A 23876-nucleotide genomic window follows, 5' to 3' on the forward strand; every position below is an offset into this window, starting at 1 on the left:
GATTTCCAATTCAAATCGTCACGCTATTAAAAAAACAGATAAGTGCGATGAACAAAGATTTTCAAAGAACTATTATTTATATTTAGTGCCCACTAGTGACATAAATTGGTTAGGGTTTTAGGTTTTACAAAGCACCCATGTTTTCAGGTGGTATAAAAGATTACTTGTAACCATTTGTGCCAACAAAATAACCGTTTTGGGGTAGTGCAAAAGGAGCGGTTGGTGTCACTACTTTTGTACTGGTGGTGTGAAAAGCACATTTTTTCCTACTTTTGGAACACATTGCTTGTTCAAGCACATACCCTAAATTTTCATCAACAAAGAATAAATTAATGCAGGTTTTAGACGATAGCAGTATTGTTCAACAGGTGGCTCGGCGTGTTGAGGCATTTCATGAGGTTGACACCACGGGCCACGACTGGTGGCATATATGGCGGGTGTGGAACTTGGCTCGGCATATTGCTCAACGCGAAAGTGCAATTATGCTGCAGGTTGAGCTGGCTGCCCTGCTGCACGATATGGACGACCATAAGCTGGCCCAAAGTGATGGGGAGAATTTACCCAATGCAAGGAATGTTTTACATGATTGTAATGTGGACAATAGGCTGATTGAAAGTGTTGTGCAAATAATAAAGCAGGTCTCTTTCAAGGGGGCTGGTGTCGATACCACTCCCACATCAGCTGAGGCCTGCGTGGTGCAGGATGCCGATAGGCTCGATGCCATTGGCGCCATTGGCATTGCCCGTGCCTTTGCGTATGGTGGCTCAAAGCACCGCGAACTCTACAATCCCAACGAGGAACCCATTATGCACGGCACATTTGCCGAGTATAAAAGCTCCAAGGGGAACACCCTTAACCATTTCTACGAAAAGCTGCTACTGCTTAAGGAGCGGCTTAATACCCAATCCGCTCGCGAGCTAGCCGATGGTCGACATCGCTATATGGAGGGGTTCGTGGAACAATTTTTGGGTGAATGGAATCTGGAGGATAAACCGTAGCATCAGCCTTTACAAATTATGAGAAAAGTAGCAATTATCGATATGGGGACCAACACCTTTAACCTACTGGTGGCTTCGGTTAATGGTGATTTGTCGTACCAAATTATTCACAGTTCCAAGCAGGCTGTAAAGCTGGGCGAGGGGGGCATAAATCAAAAGTACATAACCCCAGCTGCTTATCAGCGTGGGCTAAACGCCATTGGCGAGCATATGCGAACCATCCTGCTGCATGGTGCGAACGAAATTTTTGCTTTCGCCACATCGGCAACGCGCAACGCATCCAATGGGCATGAGCTGGTGGCCGATATTAAAAATCTTTTTGGCGTAGATGTTCAGGTGATTGGTGGCGATGAGGAGGCTGAACTTATATACATGGGAATTCGTCAAGCAGTTGAGCTAAACAGCGAGAACGTGCTAATGCTCGACATTGGCGGGGGGAGTAACGAGATGATTATTGGAAATGGAGAGCGGTTCCACTGGAAAAGGAGCTACGATTTGGGTATATCGCGGCTATTGCAACAGTTTAACCCCTCCGATCCAATTGCTGAAGATGAGATTGCTGCAGTAGAAGAGTATCTTGAGGCTCAACTTGCCGATTTAATTGAACCCATGGAGCACTTTAAACCCAAAATGATTATTGGCAGCTCGGGTTCGTTCGATACCTATCGAAATATCCTAGTGGCCGCCAATATAGTAAAGGCAAACGGTGATCCTAGCATAGAGATTCCCATGGAGGAATACTTCAACCTGCATAACCACCTTATTAAAACTAGCAAGCAGCAGCGGTCTGCTATACCCGGTATGGATCCCATGCGGGTTGAGATGATTGTGCTGGCTACCATTTTTACCCATTTTCTTGTCAGGCGTTTTGGCATTGAGCGGATGGTGCAGTCGTCGTATGCGCTTAAGGAGGGTGCTGTTTGGAGAATGATTAATGGAGCATAGGGTAAACCAATTTTATATTACTCAGCATAAAGTGTCCAATTAACCTTTCCTCTCTAAAAAAACTTCCAATAGGCTTGATTCCTGTTGCATATTTTGCATAACTTGCATTGTGATAATAACCCTAATGTTCAAATTCTTTGAACTTATACACACATAAATTCAAGGACTAATAATTAAACCTTTAAGCACTATGAAAAGATTTGTTTTTTGTACCGTTCTACTTATGGCTATTCTACTTGTTCCCCGCGAGTCGCAAGGCCAAATTAAAAGATTACTGAAAGAAAAGGCCATTGAGGCCCTGAGAGGAAACCAACAAGAAGAAGCAACAACTCAAACGCAGGAGGTAGAGCAGGAGCAGGCGCAGCCCCAACGCCAGAGACAGGCTGGGCCAAACTTTTTGGAGCGCAGAATGATGCAGGCCATGGGCCTTAACAATGTGAAGTATGAACCTCACTACTCGTTCACCTCCAGCATGGTGATGGATATTGAGAGCATCGACTCGCTTAAAAAATCGGACAAGATGCAGTACACCACCTATTTTGATCCCAACAGCAAGAGCTACGCCATGGTGTTTGATGCCGTAGACCAGCAAACAGGGCAAAAGCAGAAGGGGACTATGATTTTTGATATGAAGAATTTCTCCATGCTGATACTCAATGAGGAGAATGGCGAAAGAAGCGGGGTGGCCATTTCATTTGCTAACGATTCTCTTCCCGAGCAAGAAGAAGCTTTAGCTCAGGAGTACCCGGAAGAGGTTGTGGAGGACGAGATATTTGTTAACCCAATGTACACCAAGACAGGTAAAAGCAAAACTATCGCAGGGCAGCTATGCGAGGAGTATTTGTATGAGAATACCGAGGGCAGGGTTTCGTTTTGGGCATCGAAGAAGAGCCCCATTGATCTCTCAAGAGCCTATGGGCAGATGTATGGATTGCAAGGGTTGGCAGCAGCCGGAATGGGTTTTGGCAATGGAATGATTATGGAAATGGTTTCGGAAGATTTTAGCTCGGGCGCCAAAACCATCATGAATGTGCGCGAAATACTAAGCAATACCAATAAGTCGCTCGATGTAAGTGGCTACCAAATTGTTGGTGTGGGCGAAGCAGCTAAGTAACTATTGACTGAAAGTAAACTGAACGGTGCGGAGCAATGCTTCGCACCGTTTTTTTATCTGTAGATATAGAAAAAGCCTTTGGCGGTATTGTATCGTTTCTCGGGGCTTATATCCTCAAGCAGGTAGTAGTATATTCCCTGGGGCAGGTATGTCCCGTAGTAGTTTTTACCGTCCCACTTAATAATATTACCCTCGTACTGGTACACCAACGACCCCGAGCGCGAAAAGACCTTGAATGACAGCTTATTTGTTCCCGACGACTCAACGGTAAAGAAGTTGTTGGAATTGCCAGTGGGTGTGAAAACGTTGGGGATATATTCAAAATCAACCAGGTCGGAACCAAATTCGGGCCCTAGCATTGTAATCATGGTAAAGGCCGCCGTGTCGGTAGCATTGTTTATATCGATAACCTTTAGCGTAATTTCATAGGCACCTCCATTGGGGAAGGTGTAGTAAACATTGGGGTATTGACCCAACGAAGGGTTATTTGCATCAAAATCGACCTGAGGAGCAGGGAGCATCTTGGCATCAAAATCCCAAAAGAACCTAAAATCACCGAGCTGGTTGATGGAATTATCCGAGATATCCAGCGAACTCTTAAGTATCCTTTTCAGGCTGGCCAGCTCTTCAAACTCCTTGTCGTACTCCAGTATGAAGTGTGCTCGTTTTGGGTAAATTGTTATGGTTTGGGTTAGTAAATCTGCTGCGGTACTGCAGCTGCCTCCAGTGGCAATATAGTATAGGGTTGCCTCAAAGTTTTCGGGTCCATTGTCGAAAACATATACCTGATTGGTGATAAGGGTTTCCGAGGTCACATCGAACTCAATTTTGCAAAACTCAAAGCCATCGGGCAGATGTTGGGTAAATTCTAAGGTATCGGGCGTTTCGGTAGCCAACTCGTACTGCCCAATCAATGTATAAGTTAACGATTGTGCGCTAAGATTAATAGTACCTATGGTAAGTATAAGGAGCGTAATGGGGATTACTAGCTTAAAACCTTTTTGCATAATTGCTCAATTTTTACTGTAAATATAGTAAAAGCCATATAACACGGGCTAAATTTTTTCGGTTAATTTTTGTACTACCCTGAAATTATTAAGGAACTCCTTTGCAAAAACTCTCAGCACGGTGTAGCCCGGTATGGCTAGTAGCATTCCTAAAATACCACTAATGCTACCGGCAATAAGAAGAACAATGAATATTTCGAGAGGATGGGCGTGTACGCTGTTCGAGAATATAAGGGGTTGAAAAAAGAAGTTGTCGATTAGCTGAACCGACACAAAAACTAATGTCATGAATAGCAGCATTGGTAGCATCTCGGTTGCAAAGTTCATATCTAAATTGGTTGCAATGCCAATAATTAAACCCAGTGCCGTGCCAATTATTGGCCCCACGTAGGGAATTACATTTAGTATTCCCCTAAATAGGCCAATTACAATTGCCGTGTTAAAGGGTAGGCCAACAATTAGTAAACCCGTTGTGTCGAGTATCATAATACCTGTGCTTTGCAGCACAATGCCAATGAAATACCTGCGCAAAAGGTTGTTGATGCTTCTCAGCGCATGCCTAATATTCTTCTCGAACTTCTCAGGGAAAAGAATAGTTACCCCATTGAAGAATAGCCCCTCATCCTTTAGAAAGAAAAAGGTGATAAAGGATATTGAAAACGCGGCAATGGCCAGGTTGCCAATAATATTTGCCGTTGAGCTAAAGATATCGGTGATAATACCAACATTTATTATTCCACTTACCTTTTCAACAAGGTATTCCTGAATGGAGAAATCGTGCGCCGAGGCAGGTAGGTATTCCTTAATGAACGTATCGATACTCTCAAGGGGTTTATTGAAGTTCGACACCATGCTGGGAACATTCACCGTGCTAAGGTCGTTTATTTGGCTTACCACCAAAGGTATCATTACCCGGAAAAAAAGTATAAATAGTCCCCATAGGGTAATCAAAGCTAGTGCAGCGCCTAGTGCTTTTGGGGCGCTCCAGCTTTTAATTTTTAGCTTACACACCAGGTCAACTATGGGCTTGCCCATGAGCGATAGTACCGCCGAGATGATTACATAGCTAACGATGCTGCTAAAGTACCAAAGCAAAAACAGCACAATGGCAAGGCCTGTTCCAAGGATTATATAACGGGCTAATCTGTTCATAGCAATTGTGTTTCAAAGTTTTGAGTTCATTGCCAAGTAGCAAATGGTATTGTAAAATTAGTTGTTTTGATTGACAAATGCACGAAATGTTATCCGATATAGCTAATTAGGCTATGAAACGGTTTGTGTTTAGCTGTATACTTTTCTCTCTATGCTCATTTGCTCAAAGGCTTAACCTTTTCTCAGAATGCTCGTTAAACCAAAACTTCATACTAATATCAAAAGCACGATCAATTAAACATACACTAAAGAAATTCAATGCTAAACGATTTTATTCTTGCTCACAAGGGCGAGCTGGCTGCCCTAATTACCGCATTTTTCTGGACCATTACTGCGCTGGCCTTCGAGTCGGCAGGCAAAAAGATAGGTTCGCTACAGGTGAACCTTATTAGGCTCACCATGGCATTCATCTTTCTTAGCATCTTCTCATGGTTTATGCGTGGCGTAATTTTCCCAACCGACGCCAGCGTACACAATTGGGTTTGGCTGTCCATATCTGGACTGGTGGGCTTTGTGCTGGGCGATTTGGTGCTTTTCCAGGCATACGTGGTGGTGGGAGCCCGTATATCGATGCTTATTATGGCCTTGGCACCGGGTGTAGCCGCACTAATTGGCTGGGCTTGGCTTGGCGAAACCGTAACCCTTAAGCAGGGTATTGCCATGCTGCTTACCTTTTCGGGCATTGCCATGGTAATCCTTCGCCGGGAGATTCATGACCCCGAGAAGCCAAAAGCTCGTCGTAAGGTGCAATTCTCATATCCAATTGCTGGTTTGCTTCTGGCCTTTGGCGGAGCAGTAGGACAGGGCGGAGGCTTGGTGCTTAGCAAGTACGGAATGGCCGATTACGATGTTTTCTCGGCAGTTCAAATCCGCGTGCTCACGGGAGTTGTTGGCTTTGCGCTAATTTTCACATTCCTGGGTAGGTGGAAGAAGCTTACCGAAGCGCTTAGGAACCGACGGGCAATTAGCCGCACGGCCATAGGTGCTTTCTTTGGCCCTTTTCTAGGTGTGTCGTTCTCCCTTTGGGCGGTTAAGTTTACCACTACGGGCGTGGCCTCGGCGCTAATGTCCATTGTGCCGGTGCTAATCATTCCCTTCTCGGTATTAATAATGAAGGAGAGGTTTAACCCCAAGGAGCTACTAGGTGCATTTGTGACTATCCTAGGCGTATTCCTTTTCTTTATGTAGCGCTAAAACGCCTTACCAGATACCGAACTGCAAATCCGATGGCAAGTAATGCTATCCCCGAAACAATTACGTTAAGGGGTAGCGATATCGACATGGCTATACATCCCACAAGCCCAAGGTAGGGTATTGCCTTGCTGTACAGCTGCTGTTGGTTTGGCTGCCTAATGGCAGCAATATTTGTAATGCTGTAGTACAGCAGAATGGTAAAGGTGGCCGCTCGTACTACAAACTCAAAGGTTCCCAGAATAGTTATTGCAAGTATTATCACGCTTGTAAATAGTATGCCGATGTGTGGTACTGCAGTTTTGCTGTGTATCTTCTCAAAAAAATGGGGTAGGTCGTTGCGCCGCCCCATGGCCAAAAGCATACGGCTAATCCCCAGTATTTGGCTAAGTAGAACCCCCAGCATAGCTGTTGATGCCCCTATGGTGATTATAGTGCTTATACCTGGAGCAGCCATGGCATTTGCCGCTACCTGAAGGGGCGACTTGCTTTGCGCCATCCCCTCGGCGCCAATGGCGCCTGTGGCAACAATCGACACGCCTGCGTAAAGCACAATGGCGCTGATAATTGTGATGATTACAGCTCGTGGAATGGTTTTCGTGGGTTCCACCACCTCCTCGGCCAGTGTGGCTATTCGCGCGTATCCAGTAAAGGCAAAGAAAAGAATGGCTGTTGATTCGGCAATTCCCATAACCCCAAACGGAGCAAATGGAGTGAAGTTGCTAGCCTTAACAGAGCCAATTCCACCTACAATAAAATAGACTAATGAAATTAGGGTCACAAGCACAATAACTAAATTTATTGCTCCGGCCTTTTTTATCCCCACAATATTGGCAATGGTGAGTAGCACCACAGCGGCAACCGAGTAGGTAATGGGAGCAAATGCGGGCACCAGCTGATGAAAGTAGCTGCCAAACCCAATGGCCACAATGCCTGCTGCCGAAAGCTTACTAATTATAAACATCCAACCTGCCGAAAAACCAAGCGATGGATTTAGCAGCCGGTAACCATACTCGTAAGTTCCACCCGATTGTGGGTAAACTGCTGCCAGCTGGGCAGAGCTTAAGCCGTTAAACGAGGCTATTAGGCCGGCTATCATCAGCCCAACAATAAACGATGCCCCCGATACCCCAGCGGCAACACCCGTAACCACAAATATTCCGGCGCCAATAATGGCTCCAAGCCCAACGCCAATGGCATCGTTTAGCCCCAGAACTCGCTTTAAACTATTTGGTTTGCTCATATTTATGTTCGTTTTACTTTCTAATGATGTTTTATCAATAGTGACCGACTAAAATAATAAGATTACTTTCAGTGAACCCCCATGTTCGGTTCTTCACTTCGTTCAGAATGACATGTGTTTATATTATATTTAGTGGAGGGGAGGGGCAGTTGGCCTCGTTGTTTTAGAACGAGGCCAACTGCCCCTCCTCTCCACATCCACTTAAAAGCATATACCTGTCATTCTGAGCAAAACGAAGTGAAGCGAAGAATCTTATATATATCTTCAAAGTTTTTGGCAGCCACTAGTGATGTTTTATGTATTGTTTTTTTTTTGATAGAATCAATTTATCAACCGAAAGGCTTCCTGCCCCATAGATTATCAGGTATACCAAAAGCATGGTCATGGCAAAATCGGTTCGCGAGTCATGCGCCATTTTCCAAAATCCATTATTTAGCAGTATGGGTATTTTTGTGGTGACAATGGCCGTTGCCATAATGGTAAGCAGTGGGATGGAGGCTAGCCTAGTTAGGAGACCAGCAAGTATCATTGCTCCACTAGTTACCTCAAAATATGCTACTAGGTATGCTAGGATTTCGGGGTTGGCAAACCCAATTTTCTCGAAACGGCCAACGCCCACCAGCTCAGGGAACAAAAACTTTTGAATACCCTCCGAGAGGAATACCAGCCCTACCACCAATCGTGGAATTAGCGATCTTTTATCGTTATGGCTGGTGATAATGGTACTCACTAATTGGTTTATTGCCTTCATGATGATTCACCTTAATGGGTTTGTAAATATATAGCAATTAGGTTGCTATGATGTTCGATGATTCTTAAGCAAATGCTAATTCTATCTTATTCCTACTGCTCTCACAAATAACAACCTACCTATTGTATTGTTTGTTCAAAGGGTGTGCATTTGTGAACTTAGCTTACGTTAACCTAAAGCATCATCAACCTTTTCATCCATATGCAAAAAATCCCTTACCTTTGGTTGGCAGTTGCAATTAAACCTATTGCAAGCAATGCCCATCAAACCATGAGCTGATAATTAAAATCAATTCAAATAATTAACTAACATCACTATGAAAAAAATCTTTAGAAACCTAGGGTTGCTTGGGATGCTGGCGCTTCTGCCATTCATCTCGCATGCATACGAGGATGCGCGGATGATGCGCTACCCTGACATCAATGGCAACCAGATTGTATTTGTTTATGCTGGCGATATTTGGACCGTGGATGCCAATGGTGGCGATGCGCGGCAGCTAACTTCGCACAAAGGCCTTGAGCTATTCCCCAAAATTTCGCCCGATGGCAAGTGGATTGCTTTTTCGGCCGAGTACAGTGGTTCGCGCCAGGTATACATTATGCCCTCGCAGGGTGGCACCCCACAGCAGCTAACCTACTACAACGATGTGGGCGAAATGCCTCCACGTGGTGGCTACGACTACGTGGTGCTGGGCTGGACCCCCGACAGCAAAAAGGTTTTCTTCCGCGCCAACCGCACCCCCTACGGCGACCGAATGGGCAAGTACTTCACCATTAGTATCGAGGGTGGGCTAGAGGAGGAACTACCCATACCTCACGGTGGATTTGCCGACCTCTCGCCCGATGGCAAAAAGGTGGTGTTTACCTACATCGACAGGGAATTCCGCACTTGGAAACGATACAAGGGTGGCCGCGCATCGAACCTTTGGATATACGATTTGGAGAAAAATCACTCCGAAGAGATCACCGATTTCAAAGGAACCGACCATATCCCAACTTGGCACGGCGATAAAATCTACTTCGCTTCCGACCGCGATCTTTGGCTTAACGTACATAGCTACGATGTGAAAACCAAGGAGGTTAAGCAAATAACCAAGCATGATAAGTTTGACGTGATGTGGCCCAGCGGAAGCAATGGACAGCTAGCTTACGAGGTGGGCGGACATCTTTACAAGCTAAACCTTACAACTGAGGAGACCGAACGTGTGAAGGTGAATATCCGCTACGACTACGCCAACACCTTACCCTATCATAAGAATGTAAAGGATAACATACATAGTTCGGCCATTTCGCCAACTGGTAACCGCGTGCTTTTCGATGCTCGTGGCGATATCTTCTCGGTACCCGCTGGTGATGGAACTACTATTAACCTTACAAATACTCAGGGCGTGCGCTCGGTTTACCCACAGTGGTCGCCCGATGGCAAGTGGATAGCCTACTACTCCGATGAGACTGGTGAGTATGAGGTGTATCTGCTCGAGAATAAGGAGAACGCAACTCCTAAGCAAATCACTAAGAACTCCAAGGGTTGGAAGTACGCAGCTACATGGTCGCCCAACAGCAAAATGCTGGTTTTCTTCGACAGGTCGATGCGCCTGCAGTTGCTCGATGTTGAGTCAGGTAAGCTAACGGTGATTGATACCCCAACCTCCGACGAAATCCGCAGCTACAACTTCTCGCCCGATTCGCGCTGGGTAACCTATACCAAGAATGGTTTGAATGGTCAGGGAGGCATTTGGGTTTACAACGTGGAAACCAACAAAACCCAACAGCTAACCGATAATACCTTCAGCGATAGGAATCCAATATTCTCCAATTGTGGCAACTACATCTTCTTTGCCTCAAATCGCGATTTCAACCTAAACTTCTCCGATTTCGAGTTCAACTACCTGTACAATAGGGCTACTCGCCTGTATGCCATTGCGCTACGCAACGATAGCCCCCGCTTATTTGAACCCAAGGAAACAGTTGAGCCTGCCGGAAGCGAGGAGAAAAAGGATGAGCCTAAAAAGGATGTAACCGTTACCATCGATTTTGATGGGGCGAACCAGCGAATCATGGCCTTCCCACTTTCCTCTGGCGGTTACTGGAACCTACAACCTGTTGATAATGGCTTGGTGTATTTCAACGACGAGGGTATGCAGCGTTACAACGTGAAGGAGCAGAAGAACGAGCTGATTATGGCCGGAATTCGTGGAGCAACCGTATCGGCTGATGGCAAGAAGTTCCTTTACCAAAGCCGTGGCGATTACGGAGTGGCATCGCTTGCTCCAAACCAATCGGCGGGCACGGGCAAACTCGACCTGAGCAATATGGATATGCGCATTGAACCCCGCAAGGAGTGGGAGCAAATTTTTGTTGATGGTTGGCGTATTTTCCGCGACTTCTTCTATGTGGCCAACCTGCACAATGTCGATTGGGATGACTTCCGCCAGAAGTATGGCGAGATGCTACCATACCTGAACCACCGCTTCGACCTCGACTATATTTTTGGTGAGATGATTGCCGAAACCAATACGGGTCACGCCTATGCCAACTATGGCGATTTTGAGCGTGTTACCCGCGTTGAGACCGGGTTGCTTGGTGCCAAGCTTGCTGCCGACAACAGGAGCAAGCGATATATCATCAGCAAAATTTATGAGGGTGAGAACTGGAACCCATCGCGTCGCTCACCATTAACCGAGCAGGGAATTGATATAAAGGAGGGTGAGTATCTTATCCAAATTGATGGGCAAGATGTAACAACAACCCAGAACCCATACAAGTTCTTAGAGAATAAGGTGAACAAGGCCGTGCGCTTAACTGTGAATAGCAAGCCCACAACGCAGGGCGCACGTACCTACACCATTAGGCCAATATCCAGCGAGCAGGAGCTAATGTATCTCGATTGGGTGAACTCGCGCCGCGCTATGGTCGATAAGTTGTCGGGTGGTCGTATTGGCTATATGCACGTGCCCAACACGGCTGTTGAGGGTAATCGTGAGCTACACCGTGGTATGTATGCCTATCATCACAAGGATGCGCTTATTATCGACGAGCGTTTCAATGGCGGTGGATTTATTCCCGATCGTATGGTTGAGCTACTAAACCGCGAAACCCATGCCCATTGGCATAGGGCAGGGCTACCACACCCAATGCGCACCCCTGGGGTTGCGCATGATGGGCCAAAGGCTATGCTAATTAACCAGTATGGCTCGTCGGGTGGCGATGCGTTCCCCTACTTCTTCCGTCAGAAAAACTTAGGCACCATTATCGGCTCGCGCACATGGGGCGGACTGGTTGGTATGAGCGGTAACGCTTCGCTTATGGATGGTGGCTACATTGCCGTTCCCCGCTTTGGAATTTACAACGAAAAGGGTGAGTGGATTATTGAGGGAATTGGTGTTTACCCCGATATTGAGGTGGTTGACGAACCCCACAAGCTAGCCAAGGGGCAAGACCCAATACTGGAGAAAGCCATTGAGGTTCTGCTTAAGCAGCTGGAGGAAAATCCACCTAAAAAGTGGCCAGTACCTGCCGATCCCGACCGTAGCGGTTGGATTGAAGTTGAGATACAGTAAACTATTTTCTTTAGATAGCAGAATGCCCCGGAAGTTTTTTCGGGGCATTCTTGTTTGCTATAAGTCCCTATTGTTTGTAATTTAGTAATGAAAAGGCGCATGAACTGTTTAAGTTTTAATTAGCGCATAGGTATCCAGTTGTAAAGTGAGGGTTGCTGAGCTTGTCGAAGCAACCTTGTGATCATTATCATAGTTGTTAAAAGATAATTCAAACATAACTGATCGACTAACTTTTTATAGATTCTGAGCGAAGCGAAGAATCTATAGCCTAGTAGGCAATATATTTATAAGTTTAAATTTCTTGTCGATCAGCAATAAAAATTAGATAGTTTTTAAGGGTCTAACTTATTTTGTCTTACCAAAGTAGTAATGCAGGCTTAGCCCACCGTAACCTCCAAACTTATCCTCATCGCGAAGCATAGTGCCCCTTTGCTTGTTAGTTTTGTAGTATAGACCCGTTTCAACGGTAATGCCAAAGTTTCGTTTCTCCGGGTTTGGAAAAATCTCAACACCCAAGGGAATGTTGAATCCCCAGTCGAAGTAGTTTTGGCTATCGTACCTTTGGAAGTTCATAATACCTCCCAACCCAACGTAAAAGTTGGAGTTTTCGGTTTTGAAGAATCTCCGGTTAACTACTAAGTTGGTTTCGGCTCGCCTGTAAATCTGCGAAGCATTAAAACCATAGCCCTGTCTTAATATCAGGCCATAGTTCTTCGATGGGTTGGTTGTGAGCGAGAGGTTAAGGGGTTGAATGTCCTCTCCAAAACTTACAAATCCTCCTACTCCAACCTGAGCAAATGCGGAAGATGAAATTGCTAGCAGAAGTGCTGCTACAAATAATGATTTTTTCATAAGGGTTTAGAATTGGTGTTATCAAATTTAAACCTATGTTTTGTAAAGTATTTACTGAGTTAACGTTCGGCAACACAGTTTAGCTGTTTTTTGTTTTTCACAACTCAAGTGTTAATGGAACTTAATACAAACGAAGGGTTGTGCGAGTGATTTTCTGGCGAAGAGGGTGGTATGTGGGATTACTTTTAATCTATCCCGATTTAGCAAATAATCATTAAACACTATCGAATAATAAATAGTTCCCAGCAAATGCTAGATATATGTTTTATTATTAGCTGGAAAATTTCATCTTGTGGCATAATCCTAAATTAAAAATATTATGAATAGTAAAATAAGTATTGTTTCAAGGGGGATTAAAGGTATAAGTATGGCCTTTGCGTTCGTTTTAATATCAATTTCAGCAGAAGCGCAACAGAGGCTTTCGTTTACCCCAGTTGCCGAGGTTCAGCATACTTTGTCGGCAGGTGCCAACACGTTTGCAGCCAAGGCTACAGCCCTAAACGTAACGGGTTCAACCGAGGCAGTAGGAACACCTTCATCAATAAGAGATGGCTCTGGCAATATCCATATGGTTTTTGTTGATAAGGTTGCGGGCGATCAGTTCGTTTTACGGTATGTAAGGCAAAAGGGGAGTTCTTGGGAATCTGCCGAGTTAGAGCGCCTAGGTTCGGCATCGCAAGAGGACGGACGTTTTAGCCGGGGATTAGAAAAGCAGATTCCATCGCTAGCTATTGACAATAATGGGACACTTCATTTTACTTACTTCAAGGTGGAGTCCAGCAGCATTAAGTTGTACTGCGGGTCAATTAGCTTAACACAGGGTACTATTGCTAAAATAGCTGTTGAGACTATCACTTCCAATACCAGCTATCAGAATGGTTTGGCCATTGACAGGCAAAATATCATTCATATAAGTTACCATAACGAGGGGCTTAAGTATGCCAACAACAAGTCGGGGCGTTTTGTGCCAACAATGCTCAAGGCCAATGAGGATAACAAACCCAACTTTGTTGAACGTGGAGTAAACTCCACCATGCTAATACAGCCCAATGGCGATATTCTTATTCCATACCAAGGAACGCACCATAGGAACTGGGTTGTGGTGGCCGAGTTCCTCGATTGCCAGGTTTATACAGGAGGTGTTTGGAAGAATATGGGCATTGTGGGCAGCTTAGGTATGCTCAATACCCATGGGTTTAATATCTTCATGGAGAATGGTTCGCCCACACTATATCACTATGCGGGTGGCACCCTTGGCTATGCGCAGTATACTGGCCGATGGACCAAAAGAACTTTTGGCCTTGGTAGCGAAACGCTCTCATCGGCATTAAGCGCAACGGCAACCAGTAATGGTAAATCGGTGGTGGCTTGGTACTCGAGAAATGGAGACCTATTCGTATCGCACCGCAATGGGGATAGCTGGATCAGCAAATCGGTTGGTGGAATTAAGCAGTATGGTGATGCATTCCCAATAGTTGTTCCCAGCGCAAACGGAAAGGTTGAGGTATTTGTTAGGGCAAATGTACAGGGTAAAGGAACATTGGTTAGAGTGGTTGAGAGGTAGTCCTTTCAATCCAAATTGAAAAGGGGAAATCGTGTCGATTTCCCCTTTTTTTCGGTGTGGTGTGTATGTTAGTTGCTATACCTAATCCACTTCCACATCTCGCCCCAAGTATGCTTTTTGCCATATAGCAAAATTCCTGTGCGGTAAATCTTAGCCGCAAGCCAGGTCATTGCAATGAACGTTACTATAAGCAAACTTCCAGAAAGGATAAGCTCCCAGGTAGGAACACCATAGGGCAAGCGAGTAATCATTACAATTGGGGATGTGAAGGGAATCATCGAGAACCAGAACGATATGGCTCCATCGGGCGAACGCAATCCGCTTACCATTACAACAATGGCAATAATAAGGGGTATGGTAATGGGCATAACCAGCTGCTGGGTATCTGCCTCGTTTTCTACTGCAGAGCCCACGGCGGCGAACATGGCGGCGTAAAGTAGGTATCCTCCAATAAAGAAAAAGATAAACCCTCCAATTATCAGCGCGAAGTTTACGTTGGATAGGGCGCCCATCATCTCGCTAACAAAGTCGTTGTCGGCAGCTGCGGTATCGGGTATCATCTGTGCTCCACCCTGCGCCTCCATGATGCTGGTTACCATTTGCTTGTTGGCATCGGCGGTGTCGGGTTTGTCCATTAAAAGCGAGGTGCCAACTGTTACCAAACCAAAGGTTAGAATTATCCACAGCACAATTTGCACAAGGCTAACGGCTGCAATACCCAAGATTTTGCCCATCATCAGCTGGAACGGCTTAACCGACGATACGATTACCTCAACAATACGGCTGCTCTTCTCCTCAATAACCCCCCGCATAACCTGGGTTCCAAAAAGAAAAATTAGCATATACACCATGAAGCTAAGTATGTAGGCCAACCCCATGGCTAGCTCGGTAGAGCTCTCCTTGGCTTCGCCACTTTTTGTCCACTTGATGGTTCGTACCCTTACAGAGGTTTTGATATTGTTTAGTATCTCATCTAAATTCTCAATGTCGTACGACATCAACTTTTGCGACTCTATCTCATTTTTCAGCGCACTCGAGATGTGCGATGTGATATCGATGGAAGGTTGCTTGTCGGAGTAAAGCACCACGGCATCGGGGGTACTGGCTACCATTTTGCCGATGAAAAGCACGGCGTAGTAGTTCGAATCGTGAAAGGTTTCCTTAATATCATCAACCTCCACATCATGCAGAAAGGTGAACTTTAGGTACTCCGTTTCGGGTATTGCACCTTCAAATATCCCTGCATCATCGATAACTGCAATATGCCTCTCGTTTTTATCTTCTAGGGTAGCAATTACAGCGGGGACAATCATTAGCGCCGCAAACAGGATGGGCGTTAGGATGGTCATTATGATGAACGATTTTTTCCTTACCCTTGTAAGGAATTCACGCTCTAGTACTAGCATTATTTTGTTCATAGCTCAATATTTTCAGGGTGATGATTACTTAAGCCCGTGGGCTTTATTATACTCCTGTACCACTTGTATAAAGATATCGTTCATGCTGGGGACAGCTTGTTTAAACCCAAGAATCTCGGCCACGGGAATTATTTCTTTTAGCAATCGGTTATCCTCGGAGTAGTTGTGCACCTTAACCTGAGCATTAACTAAACCAGCATCCTCTTTATGGCTAACCAGCTCGTAGTTTGAACCAAGGTTCTCTCTAACTTTCTCAATATCTCCTCTAAGTAATAGCTCAAAAACATTGCTGCCGTAGCTTTGCCTAACCTTATCGATTGGGCCGCTTAGTATATTCTTCGACTTGTTAATCAGCGTGATGTGATCGCACATCTCCTCAACGCTGCCCATGTTGTGGGTAGAGAAGATTACCGTGGCGCCGTTCTTCTTCAGGTCAAGTATTTCGTTCTTGATAAGATTCGCATTGATGGGGTCGAATCCGCTGAAGGGCTCATCAAAAATCAGTAGCTTGGGATCGTGAATAACCGTTACCACAAACTGTATCTTCTGGGCCATCCCTTTGGAAAGTTCCTCAATTTTCTTGTCCCACCAGCCTTGAATCTCCATCTTCTCGAACCAGAACTTAAGCCTTTTTAGCGCATCGTGTCGGCTAAGCCCTTTAAGGCGAGCAAGGTAAAGAGCCTGTTCGCCAACCTTCATCTTTTTATAAAGGCCGCGTTCTTCGGGCAGGTAGCCAATGTTGTAAATATCGTCTGCTTTCAATGGTCGACCGCTAAATTCAACACTCCCCTTATCGGGGCCCGTAATCTGGTTGATAATACGGATCAGGGTTGTTTTCCCAGCACCGTTGGGGCCAAGTAACCCGTATATGCTCCCCTCGGGCACCGAAATGCTTACATCATCGAGCGCCAAGTGAGTGGCAAAGCGCTTCTCGATGTTACTTGTAGTTAGGATGTTCATACTGCGTGTATTATAGTTGGTTTTTTACTGGCCTCAAAATTAGTTCGATTTTGACTAATAATCCACCATTTCAGTAAAAATTAGCTAAAAACTGATGTAATCATTTTTGTTGATTTTATTAAGTAGCAAAACGTTAAACCAATTAGTGTGGTAAGTATCTATAAATTAGTGTAAATCCAACTTTATTAACCCCTCACTAATACCTTTAGTACCTATGAGATACTTTTTTAGCCTTACGCTTTTATCGATTTTTTGGTCAATACAATTTTCGTTTGCTCAGCAAAGCATTTTCGATCAGGTGAACGATCCCTTCTTTGGCGAGTCATGTACTAGCATCTTGGTTGGTAAACAAGCCTCAACCGATGGCTCGGTAATAACCAGTCATACTTGCGATGGCCGTTACCGCACCTGGGTGACCATTGAAAAGGGACAGAAGTATGAGCGCGATACAGTAACAGCAATATATAAAGGCTTGCTAAAAACCGAAACGCCTTGGGATATGCGCAACGTGGAAAAGGTGGGCGAAATTCCGCAAGCCAATGAAACCTACACATTTCTTAATACCGCTTACCCATGCATGAACGAGAAGCAGCTGGCCATTGGTGAAACAACCATTACGGGAAAGAAGGAGCTGGTGAACGAAAATGGTATGTTCCTGATTGAGGAGCTGCAACGTATTGCCCTGCAGCGTTGCTCCACAGCTCGCGATGCAATTAGGCTTATTGGCCAACTAATTAACGATTATGGTTACGGCGATTGGGGCGAGTGCATCACCATTGCCGATACCAGGGAGGTTTGGCAAATGGAGATTTTTGGTGAGGGGCCCGATAAGATTGGTGGCGTTTGGGCAGCACAGCGTATTCCCGATGACCACGTAGGCATTTCGGCTAACATACCTCGCATTGGCGAAATCAACCTAAAGGATAAGGAACACTTCATGGCCTCAAAGAATGTTTTTGATGTAGCAAAGAAGATGGGATTTTGGGACGGCAAGTCTACTTTTAAGTTTTGGCAGGCCTACGGAACAGGCAAGAAACCCTTCGCCATTCGCGATTACTTTGTGCTTAACGCAGTAGCCCCATCGCTTAACCTCAGCTACGATGCCGATGAGCTGCCATTCTCGGTTAAGCCCGACAAGAAGGTTTCTGTTCAGGATGTGATTGCCTTATACCGCGAAACCTATGAGGGAACCGATTACGACATGACTCAAAATCTTAAATCCATCAAAAAAACTTACAACGATAAGCGCGAGGTGACTAGTGTAGATACCGTAATATCGCCCATTGCGCAGCCTTGGCTAACCACCAATGCTCGTAATTTGTACAATTTCCTCGATGAGGATGCGGTTAAGTTTTATCGTACCGTGGCCGTATCGTGGTGCTCGTACTCGCAAATAATTCAGCTGCGCGATTGGCTACCCGATGCCATTGGCGGAGTGGCTTGGTTCTCGTTCGATAACCCTGGCCAAAGCCCCAGAATCCCAATTTTTTCGGGTACAACAGAGTTGCCCGAAAGTTTTAACTACTGCGGACAAAAGCGTCATCGTACCGATGCTGCCATTTGGAAATACCGTAAGGCCAACAAGCTGGCCACGCTGGCTTGGCAAGATACCCGCGAGGGGATGATGGAAGAGGTTGCTCATTTCGAGAACAAAGCCACAATGGAGATTCAATTCCTAGAGCCGAAAGTTCAAGATCTGGCAAAGGCGAATAAAAATGAGGAGGTTCAGAAAATGCTAACTCGCTACACCCGCGACTTTGCAGGTGCAACCATGTTGCGTTGGGGTGAGCTGGAGGATGAGTACTGGGGTAGGTTTGGATTAGGGTTTTAATTATATAATTCGTTTTGTTATAGTTTAAGGGGTGGTGACTTTCATCACCCTTTTTTGTTAGCTTATTTTCAAACCAATTAACTTTAGGTAACATTTGTTGTCAATAAATGCAGGTAATTTTGGATAACCTAAAAAATTAACAAAATGAGAAGATTTGCATTTATTGCCATTTTAATGGCCAGCTTTGCTGTTACTACGCTGGCACAAGATCATAACGTGAAGGATAGGCTTCGTTTTAGCCTCAGCACCGATCAGCTTCCTAGTTTTAAATCATATTCCAGTTTTAATAACCGAGAGGATAGGCTCCAAACTACGTATGGAGTTTTTAAATACCTAGAGGTTGGTGGTTTTGTGGGGCATACCAGTTTATACAATTCACTCAAATCAGATTTAGGAAATTTAACATGGAGTTCCTCTAGCATTAAAACTCATGGCATTTCTTTCGGTGCAACGGCAAACTTTCACCCATTGCCTTTGCTTTTCGATACCAAGGGCTTAAAGTTAGACCTTTACTTGTCAGGCAAGGTGGGAGCGATAACGTATCTCGCTTCGGATGAGTATATGGTAAATGGAACCTACCTATTTGGTCAAACCCATATGGGGCTTGCATACTATTTTACCAAGCGATGGGGCGTTTTTGGTGAGTATGGGTATACTCTTTATCGCAATGGCTACCGCTCTGTAACATACAGATATGGTGTAACTTTTAAGTTTTAACCATATAACACTTACCTTACATAAAACACTTTCACATATTTATACAATCCTCTCGCTATGCTTAAGTTCTCTCGTCGGATTTTTGCGCTAATTGTGCTATCCATATTGCTAAGTGCATGCCGTACCAAGATTGACTGGGAATCCCCAGAACTCGAGCCGTCACCTACAGTTAATTCTTTTGTTGTGGCGGGTAAGCCAATAAAGGTTTTCGTTTCGCTAACAGGGGAGTTCAACGATACGCCTGTTGCCATTTGCGAGAATGCTACAGTGGAACTTTATGCAGATGATGCATTTGTTGAAACGCTGGAGTACTCTCAGGAGGGTTTCTACCTGTCGGAGCTGATAGCCGAGCCAAAGGTTGAGTACCGATGTGTTGTAAACATTCCCGATTTCGAAACAGTAACTTGTAGCACAACGCTCCCAAATCCAATGCAAATAGTAGGTATTGAGCATATAAGTCAGGCTGTTGTAGATGAGGAGGGTACAACGCAGCCAGCCTTAATACTTTCTTTTACTAATATTTCCACAAGGTTGCGTTACTATGAGGTGGTAATAAACCTATATAAAAAATCCCATTCGAGTGACGACTTGTACGTTATCCACCCTTCGATAATTCAAGTTGTTGATCCTGTGTTGCTAAACGAGGGGTTGCCAATACTGGTTTTTAGTAACGAGATGATAGAGGACGATAGCTATACTATGACCATAAACTACGCAACTAGCGGTGCTAGCTATAGTCCGAGTACGGGATGGGTGGGAAATGTTTACCCTTTTACCGTTGAGCTACGGTCGATTAGTTACGATTACTATAAGTATGCCAAGCAGTTCTATTTGTATGTGAATGCCAACGACGAGCCATTGATAGGGCAAGGCACAATAGTTCCATTCCATATGCACTCCAATGTCGATAATGGATATGGAATATTTGCAGGGTACTCCTCTGTGGTTTCCGACACCATTTACCCTCAGGATTTTAGTCTCTATTAATTTGATGTAACCCTTAAATACCTAAAGCTTTGAAATCAACAACTCGTTTCGCTATATCTATAGTTGCCATACTAATTATTTCCTCCTCTTCCTTTGCTCAAATACGTGTATCGGGATTTGTACGCGACAGCGTAACCCGAGAGGTGCTGGTGGGTGCACATGTAATCGATACGCAGAATCAGCGTGGGGTAACAACCGATAATAATGGATTCTTCAGGTTAGTTGCTGCGAACGGTGAAACCTTACAGGTCTCGTACGTTGGTTATAACCAGTGTGAACTTGCGGTGAAAGCAGAAACTAATAAGGTGTATGAAGTATTACTGGTTCCAAGTAACGAGATAGAGGAGGTGGTGATAACTCAGGCTAGCCGACCAAGTTTTAATGTATCAACGCTTAGCAGAACGCAGCTAATGAGCATTCCCTCGCTAGGAGCAAAGCCCGATGTGATGAAATCGATACAGCTGCTGCCGGGCATTGAACAGCAGAACGAGGGCACTAGCTTGGTGCTAGTGCGTGGAGGCAACCCTGGCGAGAACCTATACCTTTTCGATAACGTATCGCTTATCTACGTAAATCATATTGGGGGATTCACTTCGGTTTTTAACCCCGATATGATTAACAATATTGATGTTTACAAGGGCGGATTCCCTGCCAAGTATGGGGGCAAACTTTCATCAATTATGGATATTGCTCAGCGTGAGGGAAATTCATCGACTTTGAAAGGGAATTTTAGCATTGGGCTAACCGATGCCTCTTTCGCCATTGAGGGGCCCACCCCTCTGGAGAATACCACCTTTATGGTTACCGGGCGAAAAACAATGATAGATGGCTTGTTTGTGCTGGCAAGCAGGCTAAGCTTAGGAAGTGACTACACCTTGATGTATGGCTTCCATGATATCAACGGCAAGTTTACTTGGCGACCCAACCCTCGAAATACCCTGAGTTTAAACGTGTATCAGGGCGACGATTACCTCAACTTTTGGTACAAAAACACTAGTGGTAACACTACCGAAAGAGCACGGATGCAAAACATATGGGGCAACTGGCTGGTGTCGGCTCGATGGAATAGGGTTCACTCTTCCAACTTGTACTCAAACCAGAGCCTATCTTACGTTCGTTATAGGCTTGGCTTTAGGCAAAACTATTCGGAGATGGGTGTAGATAACTCGCAGAATTATAGCCAAAGGTACCTCTCGGCAGTTCAGGACTTATCGTACAAAGTAGGATTTAAGTATGATGCTACACATTTTTGGTCGATGGATTTTGGGCTACAAACCTCATGGCTTACGCATAACCCCAACAGCACAATTATTGATGGTAAACCCTTGGGCGATCAGGCTGAGATACAGTCCTGGGAGTCGGCACTTTACATCGACAATGCCTTAAAACCCACCGACTGGCTTGAGCTGAAGATTGGAGGGAGGGCGGTTAGCTACCTAACCCAAGGGTACAGCAAGTTCGATTTTGAGCCCAGAGCAAGTATAAATATTGGCCTAAATAAAAATCACAGCCTAAATGTTAGCTATATGGATGTGAACCAGTTCTCTCATCTACTAATCACACAGGGCGATATTATGAGCAACGAGGTTTGGGTACCGGCTAGCGCCGATATTCAGCCAGCTAGTACAAAGCAGGTATCGGCAGGGTGGAAGGGTAAATTTTTGGATGGTATGCTTGGTGCAGAGGTGAGTGTTTATCATAAATCGCTAAGCAACTTGGCTACGTACAGGGAGGGTTTCACCAACCTGATGGGCGATAAGAGCTGGCGAAGCAAGGTGGAGAGGGGAGGCAAGGGTGAAGCCTATGGCGCCGAGCTTATGCTTAGCAAAACGTTAGGCAAATGGACTGGTTTTGTTGGCTATTCATGGTCACGAGCTACGCGGCAGTACCCTAGCATTAATAATGGTTACGAGTATTTGTTCGATTTTAACCGCCCCCATAGCGGCTCCGTAAACATTAGCCGAAAGCTTAACGAGAAGCTGTCTGTTAGCGCAACTTGGGTTTTCCAATCGGGCTTACCCTTTACCCCAGTAATTGGCAAGCAGCTAATTCCTTCAACTTACCGGAATCATGGAGACAACCAATTCCTTTACGAAGCATTCATTTATGGCGAGCGGAATAGTGAGCAAATGCGAGCGTTCCATAGGCTCGATGTGGCTCTAAACTACACCAGGTTCTCGAAACGAAGTGGTTACAAAACCCAATGGACATTCGCGCTGTATAATGCTTACAACAGAAAGAACCCAAATGTTTACTACTACACGCATAGCAAGAGTGATGGTCTCAGGCTATTTTCATCATCGAGGTTTGAGCCTTATTCGCTTTACCAAATCAGCTTTTTCCCCATAATACCCACGGTATCGTATAAGATTTTCTTTGATGAAACCCGCAGAACGGTTGAAGGAGGTAAGACTAGACCCAATCTGTTGAAAAGAATTTTGTTTGATTAAGCGTAGTCCGAATCTACTCTTTGGCCATTAATTCTTGAGCAATTTGCTCGGCATCAAACTTTTTATATTCCTTTTCAAAGGATATCAAGCCCCGCCGCTCCTCAATGCTGCGATTATATGCCTTATCGTAGTACCAAAGCAGTATGCGGGTGGCTTCGTGGAAATTTCCGCTTTCAATGGCCTCGGCGGCTAGTTTGGCGTTATCGCCACCTAACCGTTTGGTTATTTTGCTTATGGCGTGGGTTAGCTCTTCCTTACTAAACAGGGCGTATTCCTTAACCAGCCGTTCGATGCGTTGGTCAAGAGCTAAATCGACCTTTACCAGCGGGCTAAAGTGCATCCTGTTGTAAAAATCCCGTGGAATAAAAACGTGGCCAATACACATCGACTCATCCTCAACCCAGATGGTGCGGTTGATATCAAAATCTTTTATGGCCCAGAAAAGGTTGTTCTCAAACTGTTCGGTGGTGGGTTGTGGTGCGTGTCCTAATCCGCCAAAAACAGAGCCCTTATGGTCGGCTAGGCCTTCCAGGTCAATTATTTGCTCACCTAGATCCTGCAGTTTGAGCAACAACTCGGTTTTTCCGCTGCCAGTGCAGGCGGTAATCACCTTAAAGTTCCAATCTCTTTTAATTATCGATGCCGCAAATCTTCTAAATCCCTTGTAGCCACCATTAACCGTTATTGCTGGTATACCCGCAGTGTTCATTAGCCACGCAAACGATGCTGAGCGCATTCCTCCGCGCCAGCAATGCACAATGAGCTTATCGGTGTATTTAAATTTACTAGCCTGCTTTACCAGGTTCGACATTTTTGGCCCCACAATATCCAGCGCTCTAAGCATTGCCTTTTCGCGGCTAACCTGCTTGTATAATGTTCCCACCTCGGCACGCTCTTCGTTTGTGAACAGAGGTATGTTGATGGCACCGGGGATGTGACCAGCCTCAAACTCAGCAGGTGTTCGTACATCAACTACTGGGTTGGCTTTGGCAATTGTAAACAGCTCGTTTGGTTCAAGGGGTTTCACAGTTTATAAATATTGCTGATTAATGAAGTGCAAATTTATCAATTATTTATTGCCGACTTTAGTATCCAGCAATTTGTGACTCATTAAGTAGTACTAAAACCAGAAACACG

Annotated in this window: 18 protein-coding genes; 10 read left to right on the forward strand and 8 right to left on the reverse strand. The window is 45.0% G+C overall.

Annotation, left to right across the window (positions count from 1 at the left end; translation table 11 throughout):
* Positions 1-332: 332 nt before the first annotated feature.
* The 3 genes from G8O23_RS12125 (at position 333) to G8O23_RS12135 (ending at position 3057) form a co-directional block, all read left to right on the forward strand.
* Positions 333-998, forward strand: coding sequence for an HD domain-containing protein (locus G8O23_RS12125; RefSeq protein WP_166365182.1), 666 nt, complete (start codon positions 333-335; stop codon positions 996-998).
* 18 nt (positions 999-1016) lie between these two features.
* Positions 1017-1943: a Ppx/GppA phosphatase family protein gene (locus tag G8O23_RS12130; RefSeq protein WP_166365184.1), complete on the forward strand. Its 927-nt coding sequence runs from the start codon at positions 1017-1019 to the stop codon at positions 1941-1943.
* Between the two features lie 190 nt (positions 1944-2133).
* The gene (locus G8O23_RS12135) at positions 2134-3057 is read left to right on the forward strand and encodes a hypothetical protein (RefSeq protein ID WP_166365186.1); all 924 of its coding nucleotides are present in this window, start codon (positions 2134-2136) and stop codon (positions 3055-3057) included.
* A gap of 53 nt (positions 3058-3110) precedes the next feature.
* On the opposite strand, the gene G8O23_RS12140 is transcribed toward G8O23_RS12135, so the two are convergent.
* Positions 3111-4064 (reverse strand): T9SS type B sorting domain-containing protein, encoded by a 954-nt coding sequence (locus G8O23_RS12140; RefSeq protein ID WP_166365188.1) that lies wholly within the window; start codon positions 4062-4064, stop codon positions 3111-3113.
* Positions 4065-4112: 48 nt separating this feature from the next.
* Complete coding sequence (locus tag G8O23_RS12145; protein WP_166365190.1) at positions 4113-5216, reverse strand: AI-2E family transporter; 1104 nt, start codon at positions 5214-5216, stop codon at positions 4113-4115.
* A 258-nt stretch (positions 5217-5474) separates the two neighbouring features.
* Here G8O23_RS12145 and G8O23_RS12150 point away from each other — a divergent pair, with 258 nt between their 5' ends.
* Positions 5475-6404, forward strand: coding sequence for a DMT family transporter (locus G8O23_RS12150; protein ID WP_166365192.1), 930 nt, complete (start codon positions 5475-5477; stop codon positions 6402-6404).
* Here the strand turns inward: G8O23_RS12150 and G8O23_RS12155 are convergent.
* Positions 6397-7650: an APC family permease gene (locus tag G8O23_RS12155; protein WP_166365194.1), complete on the reverse strand. Its 1254-nt coding sequence runs from the start codon at positions 7648-7650 to the stop codon at positions 6397-6399. The genes G8O23_RS12150 and G8O23_RS12155 overlap by 8 nt on opposite strands.
* A gap of 283 nt (positions 7651-7933) precedes the next feature.
* Positions 7934-8401, reverse strand: coding sequence for a DoxX family membrane protein (locus tag G8O23_RS12160; RefSeq protein ID WP_166365196.1), 468 nt, complete (start codon positions 8399-8401; stop codon positions 7934-7936).
* A 316-nt stretch (positions 8402-8717) separates the two neighbouring features.
* Here G8O23_RS12160 and G8O23_RS12165 point away from each other — a divergent pair, with 316 nt between their 5' ends.
* Complete coding sequence (locus tag G8O23_RS12165; RefSeq protein WP_235942284.1) at positions 8718-11960, forward strand: S41 family peptidase; 3243 nt, start codon at positions 8718-8720, stop codon at positions 11958-11960.
* A gap of 345 nt (positions 11961-12305) precedes the next feature.
* On the opposite strand, the gene G8O23_RS12170 is transcribed toward G8O23_RS12165, so the two are convergent.
* Entirely contained in the window at positions 12306-12812 is a 507-nt protein-coding gene (locus G8O23_RS12170) for a hypothetical protein (protein WP_166365198.1), read from the reverse strand.
* Positions 12813-13131: 319 nt separating this feature from the next.
* On the opposite strand from G8O23_RS12170, the gene G8O23_RS12175 reads away from it, so the two are divergent.
* Complete coding sequence (locus G8O23_RS12175; RefSeq protein WP_166365200.1) at positions 13132-14376, forward strand: hypothetical protein; 1245 nt, start codon at positions 13132-13134, stop codon at positions 14374-14376.
* 68 nt (positions 14377-14444) lie between these two features.
* Here the strand turns inward: G8O23_RS12175 and G8O23_RS12180 are convergent, their stop codons facing one another.
* Positions 14445-15794 carry an ABC transporter permease gene (locus tag G8O23_RS12180; RefSeq protein ID WP_166365202.1) on the reverse strand — a complete coding sequence of 450 codons (1350 nt, stop codon included), beginning with the start codon at positions 15792-15794 and terminating at the stop codon, positions 14445-14447.
* A gap of 24 nt (positions 15795-15818) precedes the next feature.
* Positions 15819-16754 (reverse strand): ABC transporter ATP-binding protein, encoded by a 936-nt coding sequence (locus tag G8O23_RS12185; RefSeq protein ID WP_166365204.1) that lies wholly within the window; start codon positions 16752-16754, stop codon positions 15819-15821.
* A 214-nt stretch (positions 16755-16968) separates the two neighbouring features.
* Here G8O23_RS12185 and G8O23_RS12190 point away from each other — a divergent pair, with 214 nt between their 5' ends.
* From G8O23_RS12190 to G8O23_RS12205, 4 genes are all read left to right on the forward strand, one after another.
* Positions 16969-18585 carry a dipeptidase gene (locus tag G8O23_RS12190; protein WP_166365206.1) on the forward strand — a complete coding sequence of 539 codons (1617 nt, stop codon included), beginning with the start codon at positions 16969-16971 and terminating at the stop codon, positions 18583-18585.
* A gap of 144 nt (positions 18586-18729) precedes the next feature.
* A complete protein-coding gene (locus G8O23_RS12195) occupies positions 18730-19302 on the forward strand; it encodes a hypothetical protein (RefSeq protein ID WP_166365208.1) in 573 nt (190 codons plus the stop codon).
* A 57-nt stretch (positions 19303-19359) separates the two neighbouring features.
* On the forward strand, positions 19360-20289 hold the full coding sequence (locus G8O23_RS12200) for a DUF4249 family protein (RefSeq protein WP_166365210.1): 930 nt from the start codon (positions 19360-19362) through the stop codon (positions 20287-20289).
* A gap of 29 nt (positions 20290-20318) precedes the next feature.
* A complete protein-coding gene (locus G8O23_RS12205; protein ID WP_166365212.1) occupies positions 20319-22739 on the forward strand; it encodes a TonB-dependent receptor in 2421 nt (806 codons plus the stop codon).
* A 13-nt stretch (positions 22740-22752) separates the two neighbouring features.
* Here G8O23_RS12205 and mnmH read toward each other — a convergent pair whose 3' ends face one another.
* Positions 22753-23766, reverse strand: coding sequence for a tRNA 2-selenouridine(34) synthase MnmH (mnmH, locus tag G8O23_RS12210; protein WP_166365214.1), 1014 nt, complete (start codon positions 23764-23766; stop codon positions 22753-22755).
* Between the last annotated feature and the right edge of the window lie 110 nt (positions 23767-23876).

The organism is Perlabentimonas gracilis (assembly GCF_011174675.1).
Taxonomy (GTDB): Bacteria; Bacteroidota; Bacteroidia; order Bacteroidales; family Tenuifilaceae; genus Perlabentimonas; species Perlabentimonas gracilis.

What these genes read in the sequence shown, in the direction of transcription:
- G8O23_RS12175 (WP_166365200.1), top strand. Translation starts at nt 13,132, where the DNA reads ATGAATAGTAAAATAAGTATTGTTTCAAGGGGGATTAAAGGTATAAGT.
- G8O23_RS12140 (WP_166365188.1), bottom strand. Translation starts at nt 4,064, where the DNA reads ATGCAAAAAGGTTTTAAGCTAGTAATCCCCATTACGCTCCTTATACTT.
- G8O23_RS12160 (WP_166365196.1), bottom strand. Translation starts at nt 8,401, where the DNA reads ATGAAGGCAATAAACCAATTAGTGAGTACCATTATCACCAGCCATAAC.
- G8O23_RS12155 (WP_166365194.1), bottom strand. Translation starts at nt 7,650, where the DNA reads ATGAGCAAACCAAATAGTTTAAAGCGAGTTCTGGGGCTAAACGATGCC.
- G8O23_RS12145 (WP_166365190.1), bottom strand. Translation starts at nt 5,216, where the DNA reads ATGAACAGATTAGCCCGTTATATAATCCTTGGAACAGGCCTTGCCATT.
- G8O23_RS12135 (WP_166365186.1), top strand. Translation starts at nt 2,134, where the DNA reads ATGAAAAGATTTGTTTTTTGTACCGTTCTACTTATGGCTATTCTACTT.
- G8O23_RS12195 (WP_166365208.1), top strand. Translation starts at nt 18,730, where the DNA reads ATGAGAAGATTTGCATTTATTGCCATTTTAATGGCCAGCTTTGCTGTT.
- G8O23_RS12170 (WP_166365198.1), bottom strand. Translation starts at nt 12,812, where the DNA reads ATGAAAAAATCATTATTTGTAGCAGCACTTCTGCTAGCAATTTCATCT.
- G8O23_RS12150 (WP_166365192.1), top strand. Translation starts at nt 5,475, where the DNA reads ATGCTAAACGATTTTATTCTTGCTCACAAGGGCGAGCTGGCTGCCCTA.
- G8O23_RS12165 (WP_235942284.1), top strand. Translation starts at nt 8,718, where the DNA reads ATGAAAAAAATCTTTAGAAACCTAGGGTTGCTTGGGATGCTGGCGCTT.
- G8O23_RS12190 (WP_166365206.1), top strand. Translation starts at nt 16,969, where the DNA reads ATGAGATACTTTTTTAGCCTTACGCTTTTATCGATTTTTTGGTCAATA.
- G8O23_RS12180 (WP_166365202.1), bottom strand. Translation starts at nt 15,794, where the DNA reads ATGAACAAAATAATGCTAGTACTAGAGCGTGAATTCCTTACAAGGGTA.
- G8O23_RS12130 (WP_166365184.1), top strand. Translation starts at nt 1,017, where the DNA reads ATGAGAAAAGTAGCAATTATCGATATGGGGACCAACACCTTTAACCTA.
- G8O23_RS12125 (WP_166365182.1), top strand. Translation starts at nt 333, where the DNA reads ATGCAGGTTTTAGACGATAGCAGTATTGTTCAACAGGTGGCTCGGCGT.
- G8O23_RS12185 (WP_166365204.1), bottom strand. Translation starts at nt 16,754, where the DNA reads ATGAACATCCTAACTACAAGTAACATCGAGAAGCGCTTTGCCACTCAC.
- G8O23_RS12200 (WP_166365210.1), top strand. Translation starts at nt 19,360, where the DNA reads ATGCTTAAGTTCTCTCGTCGGATTTTTGCGCTAATTGTGCTATCCATA.